The following is a 22,755-nucleotide window of genomic DNA, read 5'->3' as shown; positions in this document are numbered from 1 at the left end:
CACGCTGATCGCCCCCGACACGGCGGTTTGCGGGGCGGACAGGCCGCCCCACGGTACCGGTTCATGCCTTGCCGGTGACCTTGTCGGCGACATGCTTGGCGCCGTCCTTCACGTCCCCGGTCGTCTTCTGGGCGTCGCCCTTAAGTTCCTGCGCTTTACCTTCAGCTTTCAGCTTGTCGTTGTCGGTCGCGTTGCCGATGCCCTGCTTCACGTTGCCGACGGCCTCGTTAGCCAGGCCCTTGATCTTGTCGGTGGTGCTACTCATGGCGTGCTCCTACTACGACCAGGGCGGTCATTGGGGATCAGAAACGGTTAGGGTCTCACCCTCGTTCCGTCGCAAACTCCACCCGCGCGCGCTCGGCGGGGGAATAGGGGGCACCGGCCGAGCCGCGAGCGCCCGTTCTCCAGAAAGTAGTGCAAAGGGTTCAACAACATTGGCATCGAGCCCTCCTGAATGTCCGCTTTCGGGTATCGGCTTTGAAAGCCTGACCGACCGGGTTGGGTCGAGTTCAGAAGGTCTGCTTACGGGCGGCCGTGCATAGAAGCCGACGCCGCCCTCACGCCTCGGGTGATTCAGTTCTGCCTTGGAGCCTGACCATTTACGGGTGCCCGTATGGTCCGTGGCAGACGCCATACGGGCGACCATCAGGTCAGCAGGTCGTGTCCCATTAGCGCAGTCGGTCTGGCATGGATTTCTGGCTACCCGAGATGTGCCGAACGTCCGCGACCGGTGTTGCAGCCATAGGCCGGTTAGGGTCCAGGCAGTCGTGCGGCCACCTCGTTCCGGCGAAGGAACGGGATCGCGAAGGGTGGGTCATAGCCCATGAAGACGGGGGGAGCGCTTGCCTTCCGGCCGGCGGTGGACAGCACCGCGGTCAGGATACGCTCCTGTTCGGCCCGAGCCTCAGGCGTGATGGAGCCTGAGAAGCGGAGGGCGGCGATATTCTCAGCCGGGACGCGGACTAGACGGACGCCTGCCTCGGTGGGCTCCGGGGCCCCGGCCTCGGCTACCTCGCGTGGAAGGAAGAACTGCATCGTTCCCCCTGAGCCCTGCTCGACCGGAACCGTCATCGCGATGCGTAGACCACCGGTTTCCACGGGTGCGGTCATCGCGATGCGGTCGCCCCGCTGGTTCGCGCCGGTGATGTAACGGAAGAGCCGCCCGAACGCCTCGCCATCCCCCTGTCCGTGCCCATCGGTCTCGACAGCGAGGCGGGGCTCGTAGGCTCGGATTTCAACACCACGGTCGAGACGTTCGACGACCGTGTACCGAGGCTGATCGTAGAAGGTCCGAACGCCGAAGACCCCGAGGACCGACTCGAAGAGAGTGACGAGATAGTAGAGGAGCTTATCCATTGGGTGACACTCGGTGGCGGGCGGAAATCGTAGAGCGACCGATTCGGGGTAATCGCCGCCTTGGTCCGGGTCCCCAAAACGCACGACGGCCCGACGCCGCCAAGCGGAACGTCGGGCCATCCGGATCAATCTAGGACGCCAACTGCGTCAGGAAACGATGCCGACCGCTAGGCTGGAATGGCAGCGGCAAGCGAGACATCCGGGGGCGTCTTCGGACGTGACATCGCCATCGCCGGACACGGCGGCGGATCGTCGTCATCGTCGCGCCGTCCCGGGCGAACGTACCAGTGCAGGTCCGCGAGACGTCGTAGGCGTTTTTGCCTGGGCTGCCTCGGCGGGCCTGCGGACGTTACCGAACCGAACTTGGGAGCCGACTTGCGGTCGAGTTCGCCAAGCGCAGCAAGGACGGCATCGACGGAGACAGGCTCGGCCCTGCTGCCTGTGAGGCAGCGCATGCTCGGCGCGTTCTCAAGGGCGCTCGCATCCGACGCCCAGGAGGCAAGGATTGCGCGTCTCTCCCCCATTGAGAGCCCAGGGTGGGTCAACACCTCCCTGGGGTGACGGAACACGTCTCCCGGGGCGACGAGCGCCTGCCATGCCTCGAACGAGGCCGGGTTCGCGCCGATTGGGTTCACGGCGCTGGTACGGGAACTGAAGCTCTCCATCATCGACATCGATCATCCCTCCTGAAGATGGGTTGGATGGGCGGTGCCCTCCCTCGCCGGTACGCAAGGGAGGGCGTTCGACGGGTGGCGGAACTTAAGCCGCCTTGCGCTCGGCCTCGATCCGAGGCTGTGCATTGTCCTGGCCGACGGTAGCCTGCGTCCCGCCGATGGGAATGCGCCTCGGCTTCAGGGCTTCCGGCACCTCGCGCTTGAGGTTGACGGTCAACAGGCCGTTCTCAAGGTTCGCGCCGACGACCTTCACATGGTCGGCCAGGTTGAAAGTCTGCCGGAACGTCCGGGCGGCGATGCCGCGATGCAGGAGCTGGCGTTCGCCCTCCGCAGACTTCCGCTGGCCGGTGACCAGAAGGGTGTTGTCATGCTGGGTCAGGTCGATCTCGTCGGGCGCGAAGCCGGCGACGGCCATCGTGATCCTGTACGCGTCGTCCTCCACCCGCTCGATGTCATAGGGTGGCCACGTCGAGGAAGCCTCGGCCTGGGTGGCCTGATCTAACATCGAGAACAGGCGGTCGAAGCCGACGGTGGAACGGTAGAGAGGGGCAAAATCAAGGGTCCTCATGACCACATCCTCCTTGGAGCAACGTGATGACAAGGGTCGCCGGATGCCTGACCCGGCGCCCGCTCAGCGAGCCAGTTGATGGCCTCGCGCGCAGGAGACGTCGATATCGCGAATGGGTTCCAAAAAATTCGACTTACGAGAGCGGTGGCGTCGCGTGGGTCGGGCGGGGCCGTCAAGGCGGATGATCCGCATCAAGCTCTCGTACGCATCTCTCGATCTTCTTAGGCCTGTGATGCCCTGACACGGCTTCCTTCCTTCGGGGCCGGCAAGGTCACCTCGGCCCTGAGACCACCTTCCGCCCGATTGAACAGCCTGATGTCGCCTCCGTGCGCACGGATGGCCGAACGCGCGATGGCGAGGCCGAGGCCGACGCCCCCGGTTTCGGTGCTTCGAGAATCCTCCAGGCGCGCGAAGGGAGCGAACATCTCCTCGATCCGGTCCGGCGGTATGCCGGGACCGTCGTCGTCGACGGTGAGCACGATGTCACCGTCACGGCGATCCAGGCCGATCCGGGCACACCCGCCATAGCGGACGGCGTTGGCGACGAGGTTGTCGAACGCGCGGCGCAGGGCCATCGAGCGGCCGCGGAACGGAAGGGATGACGGAGCGGTCGCGGCAACGTCATGTCCGAGGATCCGGTAGTCGTCGGCGATTGTCCGAACCAGGGCGGCAAGGTCGAGTGGTGCGTCGTCCTGGGCGAGGGCATCGTCGCGCGCGAAGGCGAGCGTCGCCTCGACCATCTCGCGCATCTCCGAGATCGTGCGCACCATGGCGTCCCTCAGGTCCGCATCCTCCACCATCTCCGCCCGCAGCCAAAGCGAGGCTATGGGGGTGCGCAGGTCGTGGCTGATGGCGGCGAGCATGCGGGTGCGGTCCGTGACGAAGGCCCGCGAGCGCGCCTGCATCTCGTTGAAAGCCGCCGTCATGGTGCGAAGCTCGCTTGGTCCCCTCTCGGGCAAGGGCTCGACGGCGACGCCCCGACCGGCGCGTTCGGCGGTCGAGGCCAGTGCCTTCACCGGCCCGACAATGCCCTTCATGGCGATGCCGATCACGACCAGTACGGCGATGACGCTGGCGGCGATCTGGATCAGGCCGATGCGGACCCAGGGCGGCGTCGGTAGCGCCAGCGGCGCCTCGCCGTTGAGCCAGCGGCCGTCGTCGAGGCGCACGGACACGCGCAGGACCTGCGGCTTGCCGGCCAGACGGTCCGATGACGGTTCCTCCTGATGGTCCCGTTCGACCAGGAGCAGACGGGCCTGGCTCGCGCCGTCACGCATGCGCCGGTCGAGACGACCGGCTAGCCGGGCCTCGTCGTCGTCCATGGCGTTGTCCGGCACAAGGCTGGCGGCCTCGATAGTGAAGCGGTGGCGGGGTGAGCTATAGGCCTCGATTACGCGCGGAACGGCCTCCGGGGGTACCGTATCGAGCAAGCGAACCAGCGTGGCGACGCGGTCGACGACCTGGGTCCGGGCGACCGCACGACCGACGAGGGAGGATTCTCGCGTGACCATCGCGAAGGCGACGGCCTGTGCGCCGACGACCGCGAGCACGAGGAGGAGCGCCAGGCGGCCGCCAAGCGAACCGGGTCCCAGCCTCACGACACCGTCCTCACATCGGAGGCGAGGACGTAACCACCGCCCCAGACCGTCTTGATGAGCTCCGGGTGCGCCGGATCGCGTTCCAGCTTCCGCCGAAGCCGGCTGACCTGGTTGTCGATGCTCCGGTCGAACCCGTCGGCGGACCGGCCCTTGGTAAGGTCGAGCAGCTGGTCGCGCGAGAGGACGATGCGGGGGTGGTTCGTAAGCGCGCAGAGCAGGCGGAACTCGGCGGTGCTGAGGGCCACCGCCCCGCCCGCCGCGTCGACGAGCTCGCGCCGGTCGGTGTCGAACACCCAGCGGTCGAAGGCGAGGCGGCTACCGTCGGCGATATCGCGGGCGCGGGGAAGCGCCCGGGCGCGGCGCAGGAGGTTCTTGACGCGGGCCAGGAGCTCGCGCGGGTCGAACGGCTTCACGACGTAGTCGTCCGCCCCGATCTCCAGGCCGACGATGCGGTCGGTCTGTTCCGCCAGGGCGGTCAGCAGGATGACCGGGGTATCGTGGACCTCGCGGATGTGCCGGCAGAGCGAGAGCCCGTCCTCGCCGGGCATCATCACGTCGAGGATGACGAGGTCGATGGCCGAGCCTGACAGCACGGCACGGGCAGCGGCCGCGTCGGCGGCGACGCTGACCCGGAGGTCATGCCGCTTGAGGTAGGCCGCGAGCGGGTCGCGAATGTCGCGGTGGTCGTCGACCACCAGCACGTGGGCGTGGTCCATGGCTGCGTATCCCATCCGCCGGTCGTACCCCGGCGCGATCTCCGTCTCTCGATGAAGTTGTCGCAACGTGTGTCAGGCCGCCCGGCTCCGCGACGGTACGCGACACAATCGGGATCCGCCGACAAATCCCTGCGACAGGGCGCGGGCAACCTCCCCCCATCGCAATCACCCACCAGGGAGAACCTGCAATGACGGGCCTGACGAACATCGCCTCGACCGGACTGAAGCGCCTGCTTCCGGCGGCGCTCCTGGCTGCGGGGCTGGCGGCACCGCTGGCCACGGCTGGAACGGCGGAAGCCCGTGACGGCTGCGGCCTCGGCTTCCACCGCGGGCTCTACGGCTTCTGCCGGCCCAACCTCGGTCCAAGGGTCGTCTACGCCCCCTACGTCGTGCGGCCGGCCTTCTACGGCCCCCGCGTCTACGGTCCTCGCTTCTACGGCCCGCGTCGCATCGGTTGGGGTGGTCCGCGTTGGCACCGTTGGGGGGGCTACCGTCACGTGGGCTGGCGCGGTGGCTGGCACCACCGCTGGTGACCGAGCCCATCCGGCTTGAGGCCTCGGGATCGCGCCCTCCGGCGCGATCCCGCCCCATCCCCCCATCACGGATGTCGTTCCATGGCACGCAGAACCCTCTGCCTCACCCTCGCGGCCTGCCTCTCGGCGTCCGCCGCCCTCGCCCAGACGCCGCAACCGTCGGCACAGGCGCCGGCGCCAGTCGATGCCAAGGCCGATGGCGTCGACCTGACGACCTTCCAGGCCCGGCATCGGACGCGCCTGATGAAGGCCGACGCGGATCATGACGGGCGGATCAGCGAGGCGGAGTGGACGGCCTGGTGGGCCGCCCATCCCGGGAAGGGGCCGGCCGATCCGGCGAAACGCTTCCGGCGCCTCGACGCGAACGGCGACGGGTACGTCACGGCCGAAGAGATCGACGCGATCTTCGCCAAGCGCTTCGCACGTCTCGATGCGGATCACGATGGCCGCGTCACGCGGGCGGAACGGCCATGCCGGTGCAAGTGAGCCGGTGGCGATGCTGCCCCATTGCATAAACGATGACCCGGCGACCGGAAGGCATGTCCGGTCGCCTCAACAGCAAGGAAACCCCATGAAGCTTACCGGTCTCATCGTCGCCGCCTCCGCAGCCCTGCTCGCCGTCGGTCAGGCACAGGCCCTACCGATTGCGCCAAGCCCTGGCGGTCTCGACGCGCCCATCGTCCTCGCGCGCGGCGGATGCGGGTTCGGCGCCCATCGCGGCCCGTTCGGCGGATGCCGGCTCAACCGTGGCCCCCGGGGCGATATCAGGCGCGCCTTGACCGGCGCACCCCGCGGCTGTCCTCCGGGGCTCTACCGTGGACCGGGCGGTCGCTGCCGTCGCTGACCCAGGCGTCACGACTCGCCAATCGCATTCGCCAAGTCGGCCGGGGGGGGGGGGCGACGTAATGTGTCCGACGTCCGCGCTGCCTGACAGGTATGATCCAAGGCCCGATGGTCCCGACCTCAGCCATTCCGATGATGGCGGGACTATCGCGAGCGTTAGACGTTAAGCGAAGGTGCCGCCTTGACGGTCCAGCATGAAGGGGAATGAGACGAATGCAGTCGGACACTCCGCGCCCAGGTGACGATCCTCTTCCGCCTATCGGCGACCCGGCTCCCGAGCCCACCACGCCTGAGATCGATCCACCCGTCGAGCCCCCGGCTCCCCAGCCCCCCGGACCCATCGAGGCTCGGCTGCGCTGAAATCGCTCCCCCAGCCGGTTAGCGCTTGAGTCGGCTTCGCCCTCGCCGGTGTTGCCCAACCTCGAACTCATTCCGTGGCTTGGGTCGAGCTCGATCAGCGGTGGTCGACCAGGCCGTGCGGTCTTCTGACCATGATCCGCACCTCATCATCGAGGCCGCTACGCCACGATGATGAGTTCCCTTACCCGGGAGGCAAGTTCGTCCATCGCGAAGGGTTTCGTGAGGACCGCCATGCCAGGTTCGAGATGGCCGTTCCCGACGACGGAGTTCTCGGCGTAGCCGGTGATGAACATCACCTTCAGGCCAGGACGGAGGATGCGTCCTGCATCGGCCATTTGGCGCCCGTTCATCCCGCCCGGCAGCCCGACGTCGGTGACCACGAGGTCGATGCGGGCATCCGAACGGAGGACCGTTAGGCCGGCGGCGCCGTCGCCGGCCTCGATGGCTGTGTAGCCGAGGCCCTCCAGTACCTCTGTCACCAGCATCCGCACGGTCGGCTCGTCGTCGACCACCAGCACGGTCTGGCCCTGGATGGCACGGGGCGCCGACGTCACGTCCGGCATCGGGTCGCTGACGTCGGTCGGCCCGTAATGGCGTGGGAGGTAGACGCACATCGTCGTCCCGACGCCAACCTCGGAATAGATCCGCACCTGACCGCCCGATTGGCGCACGAAGCCGTGGATCATCGACAGGCCGAGCCCGGTGCCCTGGCCAATGGGCTTGGTCGTGAAGAACGGCTCGAACACTTTCGCGGCGATTTCGGGCGTCATGCCGGTGCCGGTGTCAGTCACGCAGAGCGAGAGGTACTGCCCAGGTTCGAGGTCGCGTGCGCCGCCGACATGCCGGTCGATCCACTTGTTGGCAGTCTCGATGGTGATCCGCCCGCCATCCGGCATCGCGTCCCTGGCATTGATGCAAAGGTTGAGAAGCACATTCTCAAGCTGGCTCGGGTCTACCAGGGCCGACCACAACGCGGGCGTCCCGACGACCTCCAGGGCGATCTCGGGCCCGATGGTCCGCCTGATGAGTTCCTCCATGCCGGCGATCAGACGGTTCACGTCCGTCGGCTTCGGATCCAGGGTCTGGCGGCGTGAGAACGCCAATAGCCGATGGGTGAGCGCGGCGGCCCGCCGGGAAGCCCCCTGGGCGGCGTTGACGTACTTGTCGACCTCCGAGATCCGGCCCTGGCTGATCCGGGTCTGAAGAAGCTCCAGGCTGCCGGAGATCCCGGTGAGAAGATTATTAAAATCGTGCGCGATGCCGCCGGTGAGCTGACCGACCGCCTCCATCTTCTGGGACTGTCGCAGGGCTTCCTCGGCTTGGCTCAGCGCCTCGGCCTGAGCCTTCTCGGCGGAGATGTGCCGGCCGGTCGCGTAGATGACGTCTCCGACGGGAGTGGCGACCCAGGACAGCCAGCGATAATCCCCGTTCTTGTGCCGGTAGCGATTCTCGAACACCGGCAGATCCTGTTCGGCCGCAAGGTGGAGCGCACCATCCGTCGGCCGTAGGTCGTCCGGGTGGATGAAGTCGAAGACGGTGGCGCCGACCATCTCCTCGGGTTGCCAGCCGAGGATCCGCATCGCCGCCGGGCTCACCGCGCGGAACACGCCCCTGGTGTCGATCACGCACATCAAGTCCTGCGAGGCGCCCCATATCCGGTCGCGCTCACGGGTGCTTTCCTCGACGCGCTCCTCCAGCATGGCGTTAAGGGCTCGGAGGCGGCGCTCGTCGCGCTTGCGCTCCGTCAAGTCGAGCATCGCTCCGATCATCCGCAGCGGCTCTCCCCGAGGTCCTCGGACCATGAAACCGCGGTCGAACACGTCGGCATACGTCCCGTCCGAACGACGGAAGCGATAGTCATGCGACCATTCGGTATCGGTGCCGATGATGGTCGCCCGGATGTCGTCCTCGACCCGAACCCTGTCGTCCGGATGGACATGGTCCAGCCACCACTCGCCGGTCGGCTCGGCCGTCGAAAGGTCGTAGCCGTAGGTCGTGTGAAGTGCTTCGTTCCAGAGCACGTGGTTCGAGACGAGGTCCCAGTCCCAGATCGCGTCGTTCGTCGCCTGGGTGACGAGGCGATAGCGTTCCTCGGCGGCTCTGACCGCGAGCCCGGCCCGCTTCCGGGTGGTGACGTCACGGACCGTTCCGACGAAACGAGCGGGCTTGCCGTCGCGGAACACGGCCTGACCGCGCGCGGCCAGCCATTTCTCTTCCCCGGTGTGCAGGTCGTGGATGCGATACTCGATGATGACGGGCTCGGGGGCGTCCCCATCGAACGCGGCTCGGACCGCGCGATCAGTCGGCTCCCTGTCGTCGGGATGGAGAGCCGGCAGGAAGGTGTCGGCGTAGCTAACCTCCTCGTCGGCCCCCACCCCGAACAGCTCGCGCACCCGGTCGTCCCAGGTCAAGGTATCGGCCACCGGGTCGTAGTCGAAGATGCCGACCCCGGCTGCTCGCACTGCGAGCCTGAGGCGCTCCTCCGAGATCGCCAGGGCCCGCTTGGTCTCCGCGGCGGCTTCCTCCGCCGTTCGCTGTTCGGTGCGGTCGCGCAGGATCTTGAGGTATCCGACGTGGCGCTCGTTGGCCTCGAACAGCGGCATCATCTCGCCGCGGGCGTAGAAGCGGGACCCGTCCTTGCGCAGATGCCAGCGCTCGTCGTTGCCCGCACCCTTCACGCGCGCGGCCGCCATCTCGCGCTCGGGAATCCCCTCCGCACGGTCCTCTTCTGTGAAGATGACCTCAGCGGATCGGCCATGCATCTCGGCGGTGGACCAGCCGAGGATATTGACGGCACCGGCATTCCACTCGGTGACGAGGCCGCCGAGATCCGTGGTGATGATCGCGTAGTCCGTGGCGCCGTCGAGGATCTGGCGATGCCGGCGAGCGGCCTCTTCCGCCTCCGATGCCATTCGCTCGCGCGCAGTCGAGATCCGCCGCAACTCCATCTGCGCCATGACCTGACGGGCGAGACGTTCGAGACCCTCGGCCTGGGCGGGGCTCAGGCCCTCGGGCCGAGGGGTCCCGTCGATGACGCACAGGGTTCCGAGAGCCTGACCGTCAGGCGTCTCCAACCGGGCGCCGGCGTAGAAGCGGATGTACGGTGAACCGGTGACGAGGGCGTTCCCGCAGGTGCGCTCGTCCTCTCGAAGATCCGGGATGACGAGGAGCCCGGGCCGACGGAGGGCATGGGCGCATACGGATTGATCGAGCGGCGTCTCGCAGGGATCGAAGCCGACCCTGGCCTTGAACCACTGCCGGTCGCCGGCGACGAAGCTAACCAGGGCGACCGAGGTATCGCACAACAGGCTGGCGAGATGGACGACGTCGTCGAACCCCTCTTCCGCCGGTGTGTCGAGGATTCCGTATCTTTCAAGCGCAGCGAGGCGAGCTTTTTCGTCGCCGGCGTCGTGATGCCCGTCCTGTGAAATGGTCCCGCACCCTCGTCCTGGCCGTATGTCGGCGCCTCGACCAGGGGCGATCCGCGACCCTTGCCAAACGCCTCGTGCGAACGAGCGAGCATGGCGAAGGTTGCGGTCCTTACGCCTTCCGGCGTCGACCGGGTGCCCCCCTAAGAGCATGTTGTGGCCCATTAAACCAGCGTCCGACGTAGGACGGGACCCGCCGGTTCGTTCTACGACCGACATGGGTGGATTCTTGCCGGTCTGCTTCTGAGGGGGTAAAAATTGAAGGCGGACTTTCGGTCGCCAGGTAATTTGGCACGGTTTGCGGCGTTCAGTTCCAAAGGCTCCAGTCTACCTGGCGTGAGGCAAGACGTTCGGCGTGTCTCAAAAAGCCATCTCGATTGTCGTTGAGGTGCCGCGACGTAGCGGCAGTCATAGTCGGATCGCTGGAGGGCTTCCGTCATGTGCGACCCGGATTTACCCGAGAACCGTCATGAGCTTCGCAAGATGGGGCGAAGGTTTCTTTCGGTAGGAGCAACGGGGACGCTCGTTAGCGGAACCTTCCTGATGCTGACCGATGATGCCTGGGCGTCCAACAGCCTGTGGTGGGGCGGCCTGTTCGGTGGGATCATGATCAGCGGCTTCGGCGTCATGATGTGGCGGGATGCCGTGTTTGCTTCGCCGCTCACGCCGGAGCAGAGGCGCTATCACGAGTTCCTACGAGAATGGGGATTTTACGATCATTCTTGATGCTGACCGTGGCGGGTCCGAAGTGCTGGTTGTTGGGGGCATGCTTGCCTGACCATCGCCAGTGACAACGGGAGTTGCGATCTGACGCTCCTTTCGATGTCATCAGGACCATTCTTCCCCTGCAAGTTCGCGTTTGCCCAACGGATGATATCGTCCAAGGCCTCCGGGGATGAGACAACGGCGTCACGCGCCGCCATCCCGTCGGCGCCGCGTCCGCGGCTTCGGGGCAGCCAGACGATGGGCGGCTGCGAGAGCCGAGCGCAAGGTCGCCTCATCGACGGCAGAGAGATCGCATCTGGTCGCCCCCATCCGCCCCCATCCGCCGGGTACCGGGCGGAAAGCCTCTGGCACCTGCTCGCAGAAAAAATCGCGATGATCCGGGTCGAACATCAGGTTGATGTCGAGGGCGGCCTCATCCAGCGTCGCGAATGTCTTGCGCGGCGTCCGGAACGCGGTCCTGTGGAAGTGTGGGCCAGAGGTCACCGCCTCAAGCGTCGCGATGAGCGTCTTCACGTGTTCGATGTCGACGCCCATCGCTGCCCTCTTCCTTTCAGTCAGTGACTGATCGAAGCGACCGGTTCTCCAGTCATCCGACGCGGCGCTCGCAGAAGCGCAGCCGGTTCCCGAACGGGTCCGCCACCTCCAGCACGTCGCCCCAGGGTGCCTGCTCGATGCCCGGCCGAGCATAGCCGTAGCGCTTGTCGGTCAGTTGGCGGTGATAGGCATGGACACCCCGCATTGGCACGAACACCGTCGAGCCAGGGCTGGCATCGCCGTGGTGCTCGGACAGGTGCAGCCGCAAGCCGGCACGGGCGACCTCCATGTAGAGGGGCAGACTTGGCTCGAACCGGTGCTCGAACCCAGTCTCGAAGCCGAGGAAGCCGCAGTAGAACTCGCGCGCTTTGGCCTCGTCGAAGATACGTAGGATCGGCACCGCCTCCAGGAATCGTGGCACGTTCTCCGCGGGGCGGTCGAGGGCGGCGGAAGCGGTGTTCCAGTCGTCGTGGCCGAGGCTGGCGGCGACGAGTTCGAGGGTGGTCGCGTGCGAGACGGCGAGGTCCCGGGCGGACAGCGCGGCGCGCAGCCGCTTGGCCATAGCCTTCGCCTGGTCGACGGTCGTCATGGTACTCTCCCCAAGCCGGCGTCGGTCCGTCGGTGCTCGCATTGCCGACCCGTCGCCGGTCAGGGATCCGGTGGGGGTGGTCGTCTGCGATGCATTCACCATCCCGTTCCCGGGGCGAGCGGCAGGCAGCATCGGCCTGGCGCCAGGCTAACCGAGGTCGGTTCGAACGCCAAGACGGCCGCTCGCTCTCGGCAGACTACGACCCCGTGCTAGCGGTGATCTCCTCGAAAGACCCGCTCGCCGCGAGGCGCAGGATGCCCGCTGCGCCACCGTGTGCGTCGAGCCACCGGCTGACTTTGCAGGCGGCCCTGGCGTAGAGGCCCGCGCTCTCTGCTGTCTCTATCCAGGCCGCACGCGCGGTCGGCAGGTCGCTGCCTGGTTCCACAAGACAGCGCTCCGCGCCTGGTGCGAGGTAGCGTGGATCGTCGGACACGACCACGGCAAGCCCCTCGTCGAACCATTGCGGCACGGTGCGCGCGAGCGTTGCCCTAAGGCCGATCCGCCTATGGAGTTCGGCATGAGCCAGCTCATGGGCCGCGATAACGGTATCGGCCCCCCGGGGTGACAGGATCAGCGCTCGGTCGAGCAGGGTGACGCCGCGCGAACCGCCGCCGAGGGGCCGGTAACAGGCCTCGGTCGCGCAGAGCAGCACGCGGGGGGACGACCGCAGGTCGCCGTAGAACTCGCGTACCCGGGCGCGCGCCGTCTCGATTGTCGCCTTGGCAGCGGCGCGACGGTCCGGAGACATGTCACCCTCGACGTAAACGCCGTCGCCCAGATCGGTGAAACCGTAGCAGGACGGGCAACCCGCGGTGGCTGCGGCCGGGTAGGTAAAATGGAGGACTGCGGTCGCGGCGGCTCCCACGATGACGAGCAGAGCGATGATTCTCTTCATCGGTTCCTCTCCCCCGTTGCGGGCAGCAAGGACTGCCGGAAGGCACAGAAGTCGATCCTGCCGCGGCGCCATCTCTCGCGCCAGCCTAGCGACGGTCTCCGCCAGAAGGGGCTCACGGTGAAGTGATCCGGCCTGTCGCCATCGCCCGACCTGCCGGCCAGCTCATTCAACGTTGACCGGCAACGCCTCTGACGGCGAGCTGCCAGTAGACCGCCCCGCCCACTGCCCCGGCGACCGCGGCTTGCACCAGGTGATCGACCGTGACGGGCAACAGGCGCCCCAGGACGAGACCGATGGCGGCACCGCAGGCCATGTGGATGGCCGGGTGGCGCAGGCCCAACCGGACCGAGACGGCCAGGCACAAGAGGAAGCCCGGCATCGCGAAGACCGTCACGAACAACGTGGCCATGACGAAAGTGATTGCGACCGAGCCCCAGTCGGATGGGAACACTGGCTCGGCGACGGTTGGGGGTGAAGGCTCGACCAGCGCGGCGGACGCTCCCGCCAGCATCAAGACCGTTATCGCCGCCGCCACGGCGGCGAGGTAGCCGCCGAGCACCCGCACGGCCGGGTCTCGGCGTTGGTCTGTCGTGGCTCGGTTCGGCGTCGTAGCCTCCCAAGGTGTGTTCTTGGGCGACGTTAGCCCGCCATGCTACCACCGGCAAAGTCTCGGGCACGGCCGCGATGATGGTTCTGTCCGCAAGGAGCCTCGCAATGAAGCAGGCATGCCTCGCTGTCCTGATGCTCTGGTCGACGGCGGCGGCGGCGGAGGTGCCGACGCTCTGCGCGGACGCCCCGAACCAGATTGAGGGGACGCTATGCGCCAAGCGCAAGTTGGACGATGCCGAGGTCGGCCTCGCGAAGGTACAGGATGCCCTGCAGGCCAAGCTCGACCCGAACGGGCGGCGCAACCTCGACCTTGCGCAGAAGGCATGGCGGCGCTTCCGCGACCTCGAATGCCAGCTTGAGACCGGCTACGACGCTGAGCACCCCGATAGGAACGGCTCGATCATGCCCATGCTCATCGGGGAATGCGAGACCGCCATGACCGAGCGCCGGACCCACGACCTGACGGACCAGTTGGCTTGCCCGGGCGGGGACATGTCATGCGAGCGGTAAGCGTCCTGCGGCAGTCGGCGACCTACCTCGGGGCATCCGCGGCATTCGCTATCGTGGCGCCGGCTGCCTACGCGGCAAGCTTTGACTGCGCCAAGGTGTCGACTGGAATGGAGCGCCTCGTCTGCGGGGATGCCGCCCTCGGTGCCCGGGACGAGATCATGGCGAGGCTTTACGCGGCCGCCCTGAAGGCCGGGAAGCGCGATGGGGTCGAGGCGCGGCAGCGGAAGTGGCTGAGGACCGCTCAGATCTGCAACGCCTCAGCTTGCCTGGCCGAGGCCTACGACAGGCGGAACGCCGAACTACAACGGTCCGAGGTAGGGACCATCGTCGGCACGGACTTCTTCAGCGAGGAGCCCAAGGGCAACCACGCGACCCTCAACGTCGTGGGGCCGGTCCACGGCTTCGCCAGCGTGTCCCTTTCTTCGACGTACATCGGGGCCGGCGGCGAGGAGGCGGGAGATGTGTTCGCCATCGGGACTGACGCCTTGTTGGACCTCCGGGAAGGGCGGGCCACCTTCTCCGATGGCCCCTGCAGGCTGGCCTTTGCGCCGCTGAATGCGGACCGTTGGGAGGTCACCCAGTCCGGCACCTGCGAACTGCCCGGCGGCACGGTATTCGCCGGCGTCTACCGTCGCCTGCCTTGACAGGACTGCGACCGGCCGCCGGTCGCCATTGCGCTCGCGACCCCTGACAATCATCGGCGGACAGGCGGTCGATGATGGAAGACGCACCAGCGCGGACGCTCATCAAGGCAGGGCGGGTTCGCTAAGCGTCCGTCCGCCTGCGTCCGGCACGTCCGCTTATGAAAAGAGCCCTGAACTCGTTCTACGTCTGGCTCGGGTCTTCGGCCTGTCATGGAAAAGGGCAGCGGGTACGAAGCGGCCCGCGTTCGAAGGGGGAGAGGCGGTTTGTCGGGCCTACCGGCCTGAGATGTTACCGACCAGGTAGCGTCCCGGTATGCAGCAGGTGGCGGACGTCATCGGCGACTTGGTTGCGAGCACCAAGCCGCTCGATGAGCTGGGCCGGACGGCTGCCCCGCAGACCGGCGAGCGTCAGCTGCTTGTCGCGGACGTACGTGTAGACGCCGCTGACCGCGAAGGGCGAGGCGAAGGCGACATCCGCCTTCAGGCCGTCGGTCGCACGGATGAAGGCGTCCGACGCGTAGAACGTGCTTCTTTCCAATGGGGACGCGAATGCGAGGTCGATGATCGCGACCAGGCGGCGTTCGGCGGGCACCTCGTGGCGGACGTTGGGCGCCGGAGGCGCTGGGTGCGTGTTATCGTAAGGGTCTGGTAGGTGCATGCGGACCCGCAGCACCGCCTCCTCGGCGGCGAGCCCCTGGGCGAGGCGACCGACGCGCTCACCGAACTTCGCCGTATCGTCGTGGGCGGCACCGAGATGAAGGTGGATACGGTCGAGCCCGTCGTCGGCGTTCGGGGAAGGCTCGGCGATCCGATCGATCAGCGTGGTCGAGCCCTTTGGCAGGGCATAGGCGACGGTTGCCGCGAACATGTTCTGCTCGTCGGCGAACAGGATTGGACAAGCCTCGTTGAACGCCTTTTGATCCTCTGCAGAGTGAAACCCAATTTCGACGCCGCCATCGAGTTCGTAGTCCGGGAACGGTCGGATGCCGTCCACCACCGGCCATAGGTGTGCGTCCTTCTCGCGGGCGAAATGGGTCTGCACGTACCAGCCGAGCCCGGGAATTCGCGAACACAGGGGGCCATGGACGTCTCGCCAATAGGTCGCGAACAGCTCGTGCGGCACCTTCGGATGCCGAAGGACCGTCGTGTACGAGTTGATTGTGATCGCGGCGTCGCGGTCGGAATGGTCAATGGCTGTCATGGTCTTGGGCAAGGTCATGTCCTGGGTGGGCGGTAGCATGAGCGAACAGGCGTCAGCCGATCACGAGGGATTACGCGAGACGTGTAGTCAGGCGCAGCCGATCAAGCGCTCTTCGGATGTGCCATGAAGAACCGGAGCAGCTCGCGGCTGGCGTCGGGGCCCGAGGGGTCTGTGTGAGAACCGGATGGATGGCCGCCTGCCCAGGCATGCCCGCCACCATGCAGCACCCATTGCTCGGACGCCCACGCCCCGCCCGGCTCGGTCATAAGTGTTCGCGTGTAATCCCTCCCGCCCTCGGAGCGGCCTTTGACGGTGGCTGTGGTCATCTCGCCATCCGGCTGCGCCTGCGCGACGGCTTGGTCGCCGTTGACCGACGCAACCGTGCCGTCGCGGTCCCCGTGGAAGACGATGGTCGGGATCGGGTGCGTCGCCCTTATCGGGGTGAGCAAGGCACCGTGGCGCATCGTGGCGAACGCCGCCGCCATTGACCCGGCGCAGCCGCTGGCCAGTCCGGAATGGATACCGACGGCGGCATAGAGATCAGGGTAGGCCTGAGCCAATACCGCGGCGGCCGCGCCTCCTGCAGAGAGGCCGGCAACATAGACGCGCGCTGGATCGACGTGGAATTCGTCCATGACCTGACGTGTGATGCCCGCCAGGATCGATGGCTCGCCCATGTCACGTTCCTGGTCGCCGTACCGGAACCAGTTCCAGCTCTTTCCGAGATTGGCCGACCTCGGCTGGTCGGGATAGGCGACGAGGAAGCCCAGTTCCTCGGCCAACTGATCCATGCCGGTTCCGATGGCGAAGTCGCGCGCCGTCTGCGAGCAGCCGTGCAGCATCACCACCAACGGAAGGGCACCACCGTCATACCGCGACGGCACGACGAGATCGTAGGCGCGACTGCCGGCCATGTTCCCGAAGCGCCGGGACAGGGCGTTCGACCAGCCGATGGAGCGTTCCGGAGGTCTGGATGGGACGCTTCCAAGGTACCCGGTCATCGATGAGCTCTTGTGGGGATGTTGGCTGGCAACGTGCAGTCGCGAGGCCTCAACGCCTCGACCAACCCTTCGGCTTCCCTTCCCAGGTTATGGCAGCCATGCCGGAACAGGCTGAACCTGACCCGGCATGCCGCGCTTCGACGTAGAGCCCGACGACATTCGCAGTTTGGCGGCGAAGGCCGGGTCGGTGGAGAGCTTGAACTGCCGGACCCGATGCGGCTGTAGGCCGTGCCCCCATCAGATCCGCTGCACCGACGAGATGCTGATAGCCGCAACCTTGCTCATGGCGGCGGCCGTCCAATGCGTGGTCTCGCCGGGTGGTTCTCCTTGGGTCAGAGCCACCACGCGCGCCGCCACCTCCGGCCCCAGCGGCGGGATGCGCGCCGGCCGTGTCTTGTCCCGAAGGACCCCATCGACGCCCTCCTGCGCGAAGCGGTCCTGCCAGCGCCAGACCACCGTCTTGGATACGCCCGCCGCACGCATGATCGCGTGCGTCCCGAGCCCATCGGCGCTCAGCAGCATGATGCGGGCGCGTCAGACGTGCTTCTGCGGCGTGTTTCGATCCGCGACGAGTGCTTCGAGCCGAAGGCGATCCGAGGTGGAGAGCGTGAAAGAGATGCCACTGCGCATGTGCCGGAACGGGGCGCTGAGCGGCCTCACGCCGTCTCGGCGACCTTCTTCCGGCCCTTCGCCTTGGGAGCCGCCTCGGAAGTCTCTGCGGCCTTGCGCGGCCGACCGCGGATTTTGGGCGCCTCAGAGACCGTCTCGTCGGCTTCGGCGGCATTAGGGACCGCCTTGCGCCGCTGCTGACCCAGGCCGAGCGACCGCGCCAGCTCGGAACGCTGCGCAGAGTAGGCGGGCGATGTCGAAGGATAGTCCGACGGCAGACCGTAGCGCGCTCGGTACTCTTCGAACGTCATGCCGTTAGTGGTCAGGTGGCGTTTCAGGGTCTTGTAGCGCTTGCCATCCACGAAGCTGATGAGAGCATCAGGCGCGATCGACTTTTTGATCTGCGCTGACGTCGGCTTCTCGGGGCCAGCCGACTCGGCGGGCGCTCCGTTGGCAAGACCAGCCAAGGCCGCGTGCACGCTGGCGATCACGTTCGGCAGCTCCGACACCGGCACGTTGTTGTTCGACACGTAAGCCGAAACGAGGTCGGCAGCGAGTTCCATGAAGTTGGGGGATTGAGCTTCAGCTTGTTCGTCCACGACGGTTCCTTCCATCAAGAGGATCTATCGCTCTACCGCCTGATGCCGTTGGTCAAGCTACCTCTATGGAGAACACACCGCCGAATGCTGCAACACGGATGGAAATTTGTTGCTGCACTTCGACATGAGGCTCGATGGAGCAAAGAAAGCCCCGGACCGCTTGGGCGGCCGGGGCTCATCATGCAGCACCTGTGCAATGCTGTGCGCTCGCGAGCTGTCGTCGTCGGCTCTCGATGGGAAGTAGAACCAGAGCCCCTCGATGAGGCGCCCCAGCTCACTCTTCCCCAGAACCAAATCCTCATAGCATGCGTACAGGTCACGGCAGGCTCGCGCGATCATAAGCGAGTTGTGCCTTGATCTGGATCTAGGATCGGCAGATCTCACGCCGGTAGCGTACACACAGGACGAACGAAGTGATCAAAGATAACCTGTGGTTGAACCCCGATATGCTCGCAATGGCGAGCAAACTGGTAGCGGCTTACGTTTCCAACAACCGCGTGTCGGTGACTAAGCTTCCGGGACTGATCGGCACCGTCCATGCGGCCCTCAACGGCATCGCGAGCGGGACAGCCGCCGGTGGCGCCAGCGTCCCGGCCGAGGAGATCGAGAAGCCGACCGCGGCACAAATCCGTAAATTGATCCGGTCGGATGGATTGGTCTCATTCATCGACGGCAAGACCTACCAGACCCTCAAACGCCATCTGACGAAGCACGGGCTCGACCCGCAGTCGTACCGGGCGCGCTTCGGCCTGCCGGCCGACTACCCGGTTACTTCGACCGCTTACTCAGAGAAGCGCTCGGCACTGGCAAAGCAAATAGGCCTGGGCCGACCCGGCCGTTTAGCTGCCTAAGATCCTACAGGGGCCCGCTGCGGTCCAGCGGAGGGGAATCCCCTGCCTTAACCGGCTCCGTACCCGCCCTTGGCGTCTCCTGAGCTCGTCGAGGGCGGCTTACCATCGTATCCGCCGCTCTTGAGCACACGAGCGGGCGTAGGCTCGAGGAGCCCGGGGGGGTAGGGCCAGCGCTCTCGACGGGAAATGCTGGACCATCGTAGGGTTGAGTGGGTTGCCTGGCGGTCGGGTGCCAATCGCCTCGGTCTTGGTCGTGTCGTCCCGGGCCATCGCACTGTCCAGCGGTTCTACCTATCAGGCGAAGACCTGCGCTTGGCGGATGTTCCGGCGTTGTACGCCAGCGTCAGCCATGACTCTCGGGTCCACCCGCACGACCGAACCGAATTCGCGTTTTATGCGTTGCATGATGTACGGCTATCACATACATTGACGGGCTCAATGTATGTGATAGCCGCATGAACACCACCGCCATCCTTTCGACCGAGGAAATCCGGAGCCTGAGGGTGTTCGGCGAACGCGTGCGTCTGGCGAGGCTGCGGAGAAACCTGTCACAGATCGAACTGGCGGAGCGGATGGGCGTACATCGTCCCACCGTCATCAATCTCGAGAAGGGTCGCCCCGGCGTGACGCTCGCCGTCGCCATCAAGGCGCTGACCGTGTTCGGATGCGCGGAACGGATCGGCGATCTGTTGGCCGTCGATCCGATGGGCGAGAGCATGGAATTGGCGTCCGGTCGCAAGCGGGCGGGGAGCAGAACCGGTGTGGCGGACTTCTAGGGCCGGACGGCTCGACTATCTCGTGGTCTACCGCTGGGACGGGACCGACTACGCGCCGATCGGCGACCTGACTTTCGAAGGGACGGGTCCGAAGCGTGTCGGGCGCTTCCGCTATGCCGCATCCTGCTTCGGCGTCGACCGGGCGAAACCCATCGATCCGATCGGCCTGAAGCTTGTCGCCAGGTCGTATGCCGCCGCTCCGGAGGAGGTGCCGCTGGCGTTCCACGACGCGGGTCCCGACGGGTGGGGCAAGGAGGTCCTGACCAGGGCGTTCCCGGGCAGCGTCCTGTCGATGCCGGAATACCTCGCCCTCGGAGGGCGGGGTCGCACCGGCGATCTGGCCTTCGGCCCGATGCCCCGGAGCGGACCCGCGACATGGATCCCGCCGGAGGTCCCGCTCGTCGATCTGCCGAACGAGACCGACGACCTCGAGGCCCTGATGGACGCCGCGGACGCCGTCGAGACCGGCGACGCCGACGGGCACCATTTCAAGCTCCTGTTCCGGAACAGCGACGTCGGCGGCGCCCGGCCCAAGGCCAGGATCCGATCCGAAGGGCGGCAATGGATCGCCAAGTTCCCGACCTCGATGGACAGGTTCGACGACCCCCGGGTCGAGGCTGCCTGTCTCGACGTCGCCGAAGCGGCCGGTCTTCCGGTGCCGCGGCGGAAGATCGTGGTCGCAGGCGGTCGTGCCGCGCTGTTCGTCGAACGCTTCGATCGCGACGGGGGCGTCGAAGGCCGGCCGTTCGCGTACCTCAGCGCCGCAACCCTGCTGAGGCAGCCGTCCACGAGCTACGGCACGGAGAGCACCTACACGGACATCGCGGCCGTCGCCCGGCAGATCGGCGTGAAGGATGCGCCGGCCCAGGTGTTCGGACGCCTGCTGCTGAACGCATACCTCCACAACACCGACGACCACCTGAGGAACCATGCCTTCGTGGACAGGGGCGAGGGCTGGTCGCTTTCGCCGGTGTTCGACATTGTCCCGCACCCGGACCGGGCCCGTCACGTTCCGGCACCGGCACCCGGGGTCTCGCCGGCCTGGAACGTCGAGGCCGCGTATGGAGCGCATCCGGCGTTCAAGCTGCAGGCGCGGGAGGCCGAGGAGATCCGGGAGCGCATCCTGACGGCCGCGCGGCGACTCCGCGAGTTCATGGATGCGCGCGAGGTGTCGTCCCGGGATCGCCTCTACCTTAAGGACGCGTTCCCCGAAGCGATCGGGTTCACGCCGTGAGGGCGGGGCCGGCGGATGCAGGATCCGGAGAGATGAGTGTGAAAAGGCGTTGAAGGTTCACCCCTCCCAGGACCGGTCTCAATAGGTTAGAATATAAGCTAAATTTCGCTTTGGGGTGGGGTCACGATCGGCGCCGATCGTGACCCCACCCCGATCTCAATTTTCGCAGATCAGAGAGTGCGTTAGCAAAGTTTTTGCCGGGGTCATGCTTCGAAGCTGATTCATAGTTGGCGGTCGGCTGGCTCGGCCGTCCTCCTGTTGGTTGATATCGGAGCAGTTTATGGCACTGAAAGAGCGGCTTCGCGGCCTCAAATCCCTCGCCGGTCCTTTCGCGCCATTCGATGCCACCGCCACCCCGGATGACTCACGCGGTCTTTTCGAGACATGGCTCTGCGATGCTATCGACGGGGGCATACCCGAAGCCCATGCCATGACGCTCTCGACTGTCGATGAGCAGGGCTACCCTGATGCCCGCGTCCTGATCCTCAAGAACGTGGATGCCGATGGATGGCACTTCGCCAGCACGAAGCTCAGTCCCAAGGGCCGCCAGATCGCCGCCCAGCCCCGTGCCGCCCTGACATTCTACTGGCAGCCACTCGGTCGGCAGGTCCGCCTACGCGGTCCAGTCATCGAAATGAGTCGGGAGATCTGTGAGGCAGACTTCCTGGCCCGCCCCATCGGTTCGCGTGCGGGTGCTTTGCTCGCTCGGCAGAGTGACGTCCTCGTGAGCGACGCAGCGTTGGATGCGGGCTTGGCCGAGCAGCGCCGTCGGATCGAGGCCGCCCCGTCCACCGTATCACCGACCTGGGCGGTCTACGCCGTAAAGCCTAATGAGGTCGAGTTCTGGCAGGCGGACGAGGAACGCAGACACACGCGTTTGCGATACCGACGAGAGAACCATGGAGGCTGGACGAGCGAGCGCCTGTGGCCGTGATATTTCTTCGGAATGGGTGAAGCCACGCGACGGGCCGTTATAGGACGAGAGCGCATGGGGCAGCGATGTAAGTTCTGATACCTTCTCCGGCCTGAAGCGGACGGGCAGGAAACCACCCCAAGCAGCCGATCAGTGTGGTTCGGTTTGGGTATAGTGGCGACAGCCACCGCCTGAAGCCGTCACTATCAAAGTGGCCAAGGCCGGCGAACTCTGTAACTGTCCTGTGTCCTAACCAGAGGGGTGACCACATGGGAGTTAATCAGCTCACCAGGGGGCGAGTGTCCGGAATGTTGGTTCTTGGCATCCTGATTTTGATAGCTGGCGGGCTTATGGCCGCTGGCGGATACTATGAAGTATACGGTCCGCCTCACAAGCCTCTCGATAGTATCGCCGGCTATTGCTTTATGATTGGTTGTGTCGCGCCGTTGCATGGCATCTCGCTCATCATCTGTGCCCTCACTGACGGTCGCCTGTGCTTCAGATCTGGAAGCGGTGCCCATTCGATGGGTCAGTTCACGAGTTCGAATAGTAGCAGCGCCTCCTGCAACGGCGGCAGTGGCGATGGAGGTTCGTGTCCATCGTAATCCGACCCGCTCCTTACAAGCCTGAGCAGTCAATGGTTTGGTTTGGGTATGGCCCAAGAGAACCATGGCATCCGTCTGTTTTGAATGTTCAGTTGGACCATCCAAAACGAACTTTTTCAGCTAAACCGACCATAGCAAACCGGCAAACTGGAATGCCGCGTAGCGGACATCGTGAGGGTATGCTCGAGCTCGTGAGCGGGCACGGAGGCGATGTCCGCTTCAATCGATCACTGCCCGAAAGCAGACCGGCAGAAATCCTGAAGAGTTTCGGGCGCCGCGAGGCGTACGAAAGTCGTGGAAGAACGAACCCGCGGGATGGCGGGCGCAGAGCTATGGGGATTTGGGCAGACCGTCGACCCCAGCGAGGGACGGAAGGCGTGTGA

At 66.0% G+C, this 22,755-nt stretch carries 23 protein-coding genes and 1 pseudogene; 9 read left to right on the top strand and 15 right to left on the bottom strand.

Annotated elements, in window-relative coordinates:
• Window positions 1–61: 61 nt before the first annotated feature.
• The 6 genes from FV234_RS19435 to FV234_RS19405 all read right to left on the bottom strand — a co-directional run bounded on the left by FV234_RS19435 (window position 62) and on the right by FV234_RS19405 (window position 4,912).
• Window positions 62–265, bottom strand: a complete 204-nt coding sequence (locus FV234_RS19435; protein ID WP_056171512.1) for a CsbD family protein — start codon at window positions 263–265, stop codon at window positions 62–64.
• 485 nt (window positions 266–750) lie between these two features.
• Window positions 751–1,356 (bottom strand): heme-binding protein, encoded by a 606-nt coding sequence (locus tag FV234_RS19425; protein WP_147831132.1) that lies wholly within the window; start codon window positions 1,354–1,356, stop codon window positions 751–753.
• Window positions 1,357–1,523: 167 nt separating this feature from the next.
• Window positions 1,524–2,030, bottom strand: a complete 507-nt coding sequence (locus FV234_RS19420; protein WP_147831130.1) for a hypothetical protein — start codon at window positions 2,028–2,030, stop codon at window positions 1,524–1,526.
• A gap of 85 nt (window positions 2,031–2,115) precedes the next feature.
• Window positions 2,116–2,598, bottom strand: coding sequence for an Hsp20 family protein (locus FV234_RS19415; protein ID WP_147831128.1), 483 nt, complete (start codon window positions 2,596–2,598; stop codon window positions 2,116–2,118).
• Between the two features lie 221 nt (window positions 2,599–2,819).
• Entirely contained in the window at window positions 2,820–4,148 is a 1,329-nt protein-coding gene (locus FV234_RS19410) for an ATP-binding protein (RefSeq protein ID WP_147831126.1), read from the bottom strand.
• A 44-nt stretch (window positions 4,149–4,192) separates the two neighbouring features.
• Window positions 4,193–4,912 carry a response regulator gene (locus tag FV234_RS19405; RefSeq protein ID WP_147831124.1) on the bottom strand — a complete coding sequence of 240 codons (720 nt, stop codon included), beginning with the start codon at window positions 4,910–4,912 and terminating at the stop codon, window positions 4,193–4,195.
• Between the two features lie 188 nt (window positions 4,913–5,100).
• On the opposite strand from FV234_RS19405, the gene FV234_RS19400 reads away from it, so the two are divergent.
• Together FV234_RS19400 and FV234_RS19395 are read left to right on the top strand one after the other, a co-directional pair.
• Window positions 5,101–5,445 carry a hypothetical protein gene (locus FV234_RS19400; protein ID WP_147831122.1) on the top strand — a complete coding sequence of 115 codons (345 nt, stop codon included), beginning with the start codon at window positions 5,101–5,103 and terminating at the stop codon, window positions 5,443–5,445.
• Between the two features lie 81 nt (window positions 5,446–5,526).
• Complete coding sequence (locus tag FV234_RS19395; RefSeq protein WP_147831120.1) at window positions 5,527–5,931, top strand: EF-hand domain-containing protein; 405 nt, start codon at window positions 5,527–5,529, stop codon at window positions 5,929–5,931.
• A gap of 875 nt (window positions 5,932–6,806) precedes the next feature.
• On the opposite strand, the gene FV234_RS19385 is transcribed toward FV234_RS19395, so the two are convergent.
• Window positions 6,807–9,953: a PAS domain S-box protein gene (locus FV234_RS19385; RefSeq protein WP_281407963.1), complete on the bottom strand. Its 3,147-nt coding sequence runs from the start codon at window positions 9,951–9,953 to the stop codon at window positions 6,807–6,809.
• Window positions 9,954–10,514: 561 nt separating this feature from the next.
• Here FV234_RS19385 and FV234_RS19380 point away from each other — a divergent pair.
• Window positions 10,515–10,802: a hypothetical protein gene (locus FV234_RS19380; protein ID WP_147831116.1), complete on the top strand. Its 288-nt coding sequence runs from the start codon at window positions 10,515–10,517 to the stop codon at window positions 10,800–10,802.
• Window positions 10,803–10,985: 183 nt separating this feature from the next.
• Here FV234_RS19380 and FV234_RS19375 read toward each other — a convergent pair whose 3' ends face one another.
• The 4 genes from FV234_RS19375 to FV234_RS19360 form a co-directional block, all read right to left on the bottom strand.
• Entirely contained in the window at window positions 10,986–11,336 is a 351-nt protein-coding gene (locus tag FV234_RS19375; protein ID WP_147831114.1) for an MmcQ/YjbR family DNA-binding protein, read from the bottom strand.
• A 52-nt stretch (window positions 11,337–11,388) separates the two neighbouring features.
• Window positions 11,389–11,925 carry a glyoxalase superfamily protein gene (locus FV234_RS19370; protein WP_147831113.1) on the bottom strand — a complete coding sequence of 179 codons (537 nt, stop codon included), beginning with the start codon at window positions 11,923–11,925 and terminating at the stop codon, window positions 11,389–11,391.
• Between the two features lie 196 nt (window positions 11,926–12,121).
• Window positions 12,122–12,820 carry a hypothetical protein gene (locus tag FV234_RS19365; RefSeq protein WP_147813305.1) on the bottom strand — a complete coding sequence of 233 codons (699 nt, stop codon included), beginning with the start codon at window positions 12,818–12,820 and terminating at the stop codon, window positions 12,122–12,124.
• Between the two features lie 166 nt (window positions 12,821–12,986).
• Window positions 12,987–13,385, bottom strand: coding sequence for a hypothetical protein (locus FV234_RS19360; RefSeq protein WP_147831111.1), 399 nt, complete (start codon window positions 13,383–13,385; stop codon window positions 12,987–12,989).
• Window positions 13,386–13,561: 176 nt separating this feature from the next.
• On the opposite strand from FV234_RS19360, the gene FV234_RS19355 reads away from it, so the two are divergent.
• Window positions 13,562–13,939, top strand: a complete 378-nt coding sequence (locus FV234_RS19355) for a lysozyme inhibitor LprI family protein (RefSeq protein ID WP_187273734.1) — start codon at window positions 13,562–13,564, stop codon at window positions 13,937–13,939.
• A gap of 107 nt (window positions 13,940–14,046) precedes the next feature.
• Complete coding sequence (locus FV234_RS19350) at window positions 14,047–14,583, top strand: hypothetical protein (RefSeq protein WP_147831109.1); 537 nt, start codon at window positions 14,047–14,049, stop codon at window positions 14,581–14,583.
• A 289-nt stretch (window positions 14,584–14,872) separates the two neighbouring features.
• Here the strand turns inward: FV234_RS19350 and FV234_RS19345 are convergent, their stop codons facing one another.
• The 4 genes and pseudogenes from FV234_RS19345 to FV234_RS19330 all read right to left on the bottom strand — a co-directional run bounded on the left by FV234_RS19345 (window position 14,873) and on the right by FV234_RS19330 (window position 18,008).
• Complete coding sequence (locus tag FV234_RS19345) at window positions 14,873–15,802, bottom strand: hypothetical protein (RefSeq protein ID WP_147831107.1); 930 nt, start codon at window positions 15,800–15,802, stop codon at window positions 14,873–14,875.
• Between the two features lie 83 nt (window positions 15,803–15,885).
• Window positions 15,886–16,785 carry a PHB depolymerase family esterase gene (locus tag FV234_RS19340; RefSeq protein WP_147831105.1) on the bottom strand — a complete coding sequence of 300 codons (900 nt, stop codon included), beginning with the start codon at window positions 16,783–16,785 and terminating at the stop codon, window positions 15,886–15,888.
• A 136-nt stretch (window positions 16,786–16,921) separates the two neighbouring features.
• Window positions 16,922–17,415 (bottom strand): annotated as a pseudogene (locus tag FV234_RS19335) (helix-turn-helix domain-containing protein); the annotation flags it as partial.
• 26 nt (window positions 17,416–17,441) lie between these two features.
• The gene (locus tag FV234_RS19330; protein WP_147831103.1) at window positions 17,442–18,008 is read right to left on the bottom strand and encodes a MucR family transcriptional regulator; all 567 of its coding nucleotides are present in this window, start codon (window positions 18,006–18,008) and stop codon (window positions 17,442–17,444) included.
• A gap of 398 nt (window positions 18,009–18,406) precedes the next feature.
• Here FV234_RS19330 and FV234_RS19325 point away from each other — a divergent pair, with 398 nt between their 5' ends.
• The 4 genes from FV234_RS19325 (at window position 18,407) to FV234_RS19305 (ending at window position 21,788) form a co-directional block, all read left to right on the top strand.
• On the top strand, window positions 18,407–18,844 hold the full coding sequence (locus FV234_RS19325) for a MucR family transcriptional regulator (protein WP_348643078.1): 438 nt from the start codon (window positions 18,407–18,409) through the stop codon (window positions 18,842–18,844).
• Window positions 18,845–19,299: 455 nt separating this feature from the next.
• A complete protein-coding gene (locus FV234_RS19315) occupies window positions 19,300–19,620 on the top strand; it encodes a helix-turn-helix transcriptional regulator (protein ID WP_147831101.1) in 321 nt (106 codons plus the stop codon).
• On the top strand, window positions 19,604–20,854 hold the full coding sequence (locus FV234_RS19310; protein ID WP_147831099.1) for a HipA domain-containing protein: 1,251 nt from the start codon (window positions 19,604–19,606) through the stop codon (window positions 20,852–20,854). The genes FV234_RS19315 and FV234_RS19310 overlap by 17 nt, the downstream gene beginning before the upstream one ends.
• A gap of 280 nt (window positions 20,855–21,134) precedes the next feature.
• Entirely contained in the window at window positions 21,135–21,788 is a 654-nt protein-coding gene (locus FV234_RS19305; protein ID WP_147831097.1) for a pyridoxal 5'-phosphate synthase, read from the top strand.
• Window positions 21,789–22,755: the final 967 nt, after the last annotated feature.

The organism is Methylobacterium sp. WL8 (genome assembly GCF_008040045.1).
In the GTDB taxonomy this organism is placed as follows: Bacteria; Pseudomonadota; Alphaproteobacteria; order Rhizobiales; family Beijerinckiaceae; genus Methylobacterium; species Methylobacterium cerastii.
The sequence above is the reverse complement of the archived record's forward strand: the minus strand, read 5'-3'. Positions and strand labels throughout refer to the sequence as shown.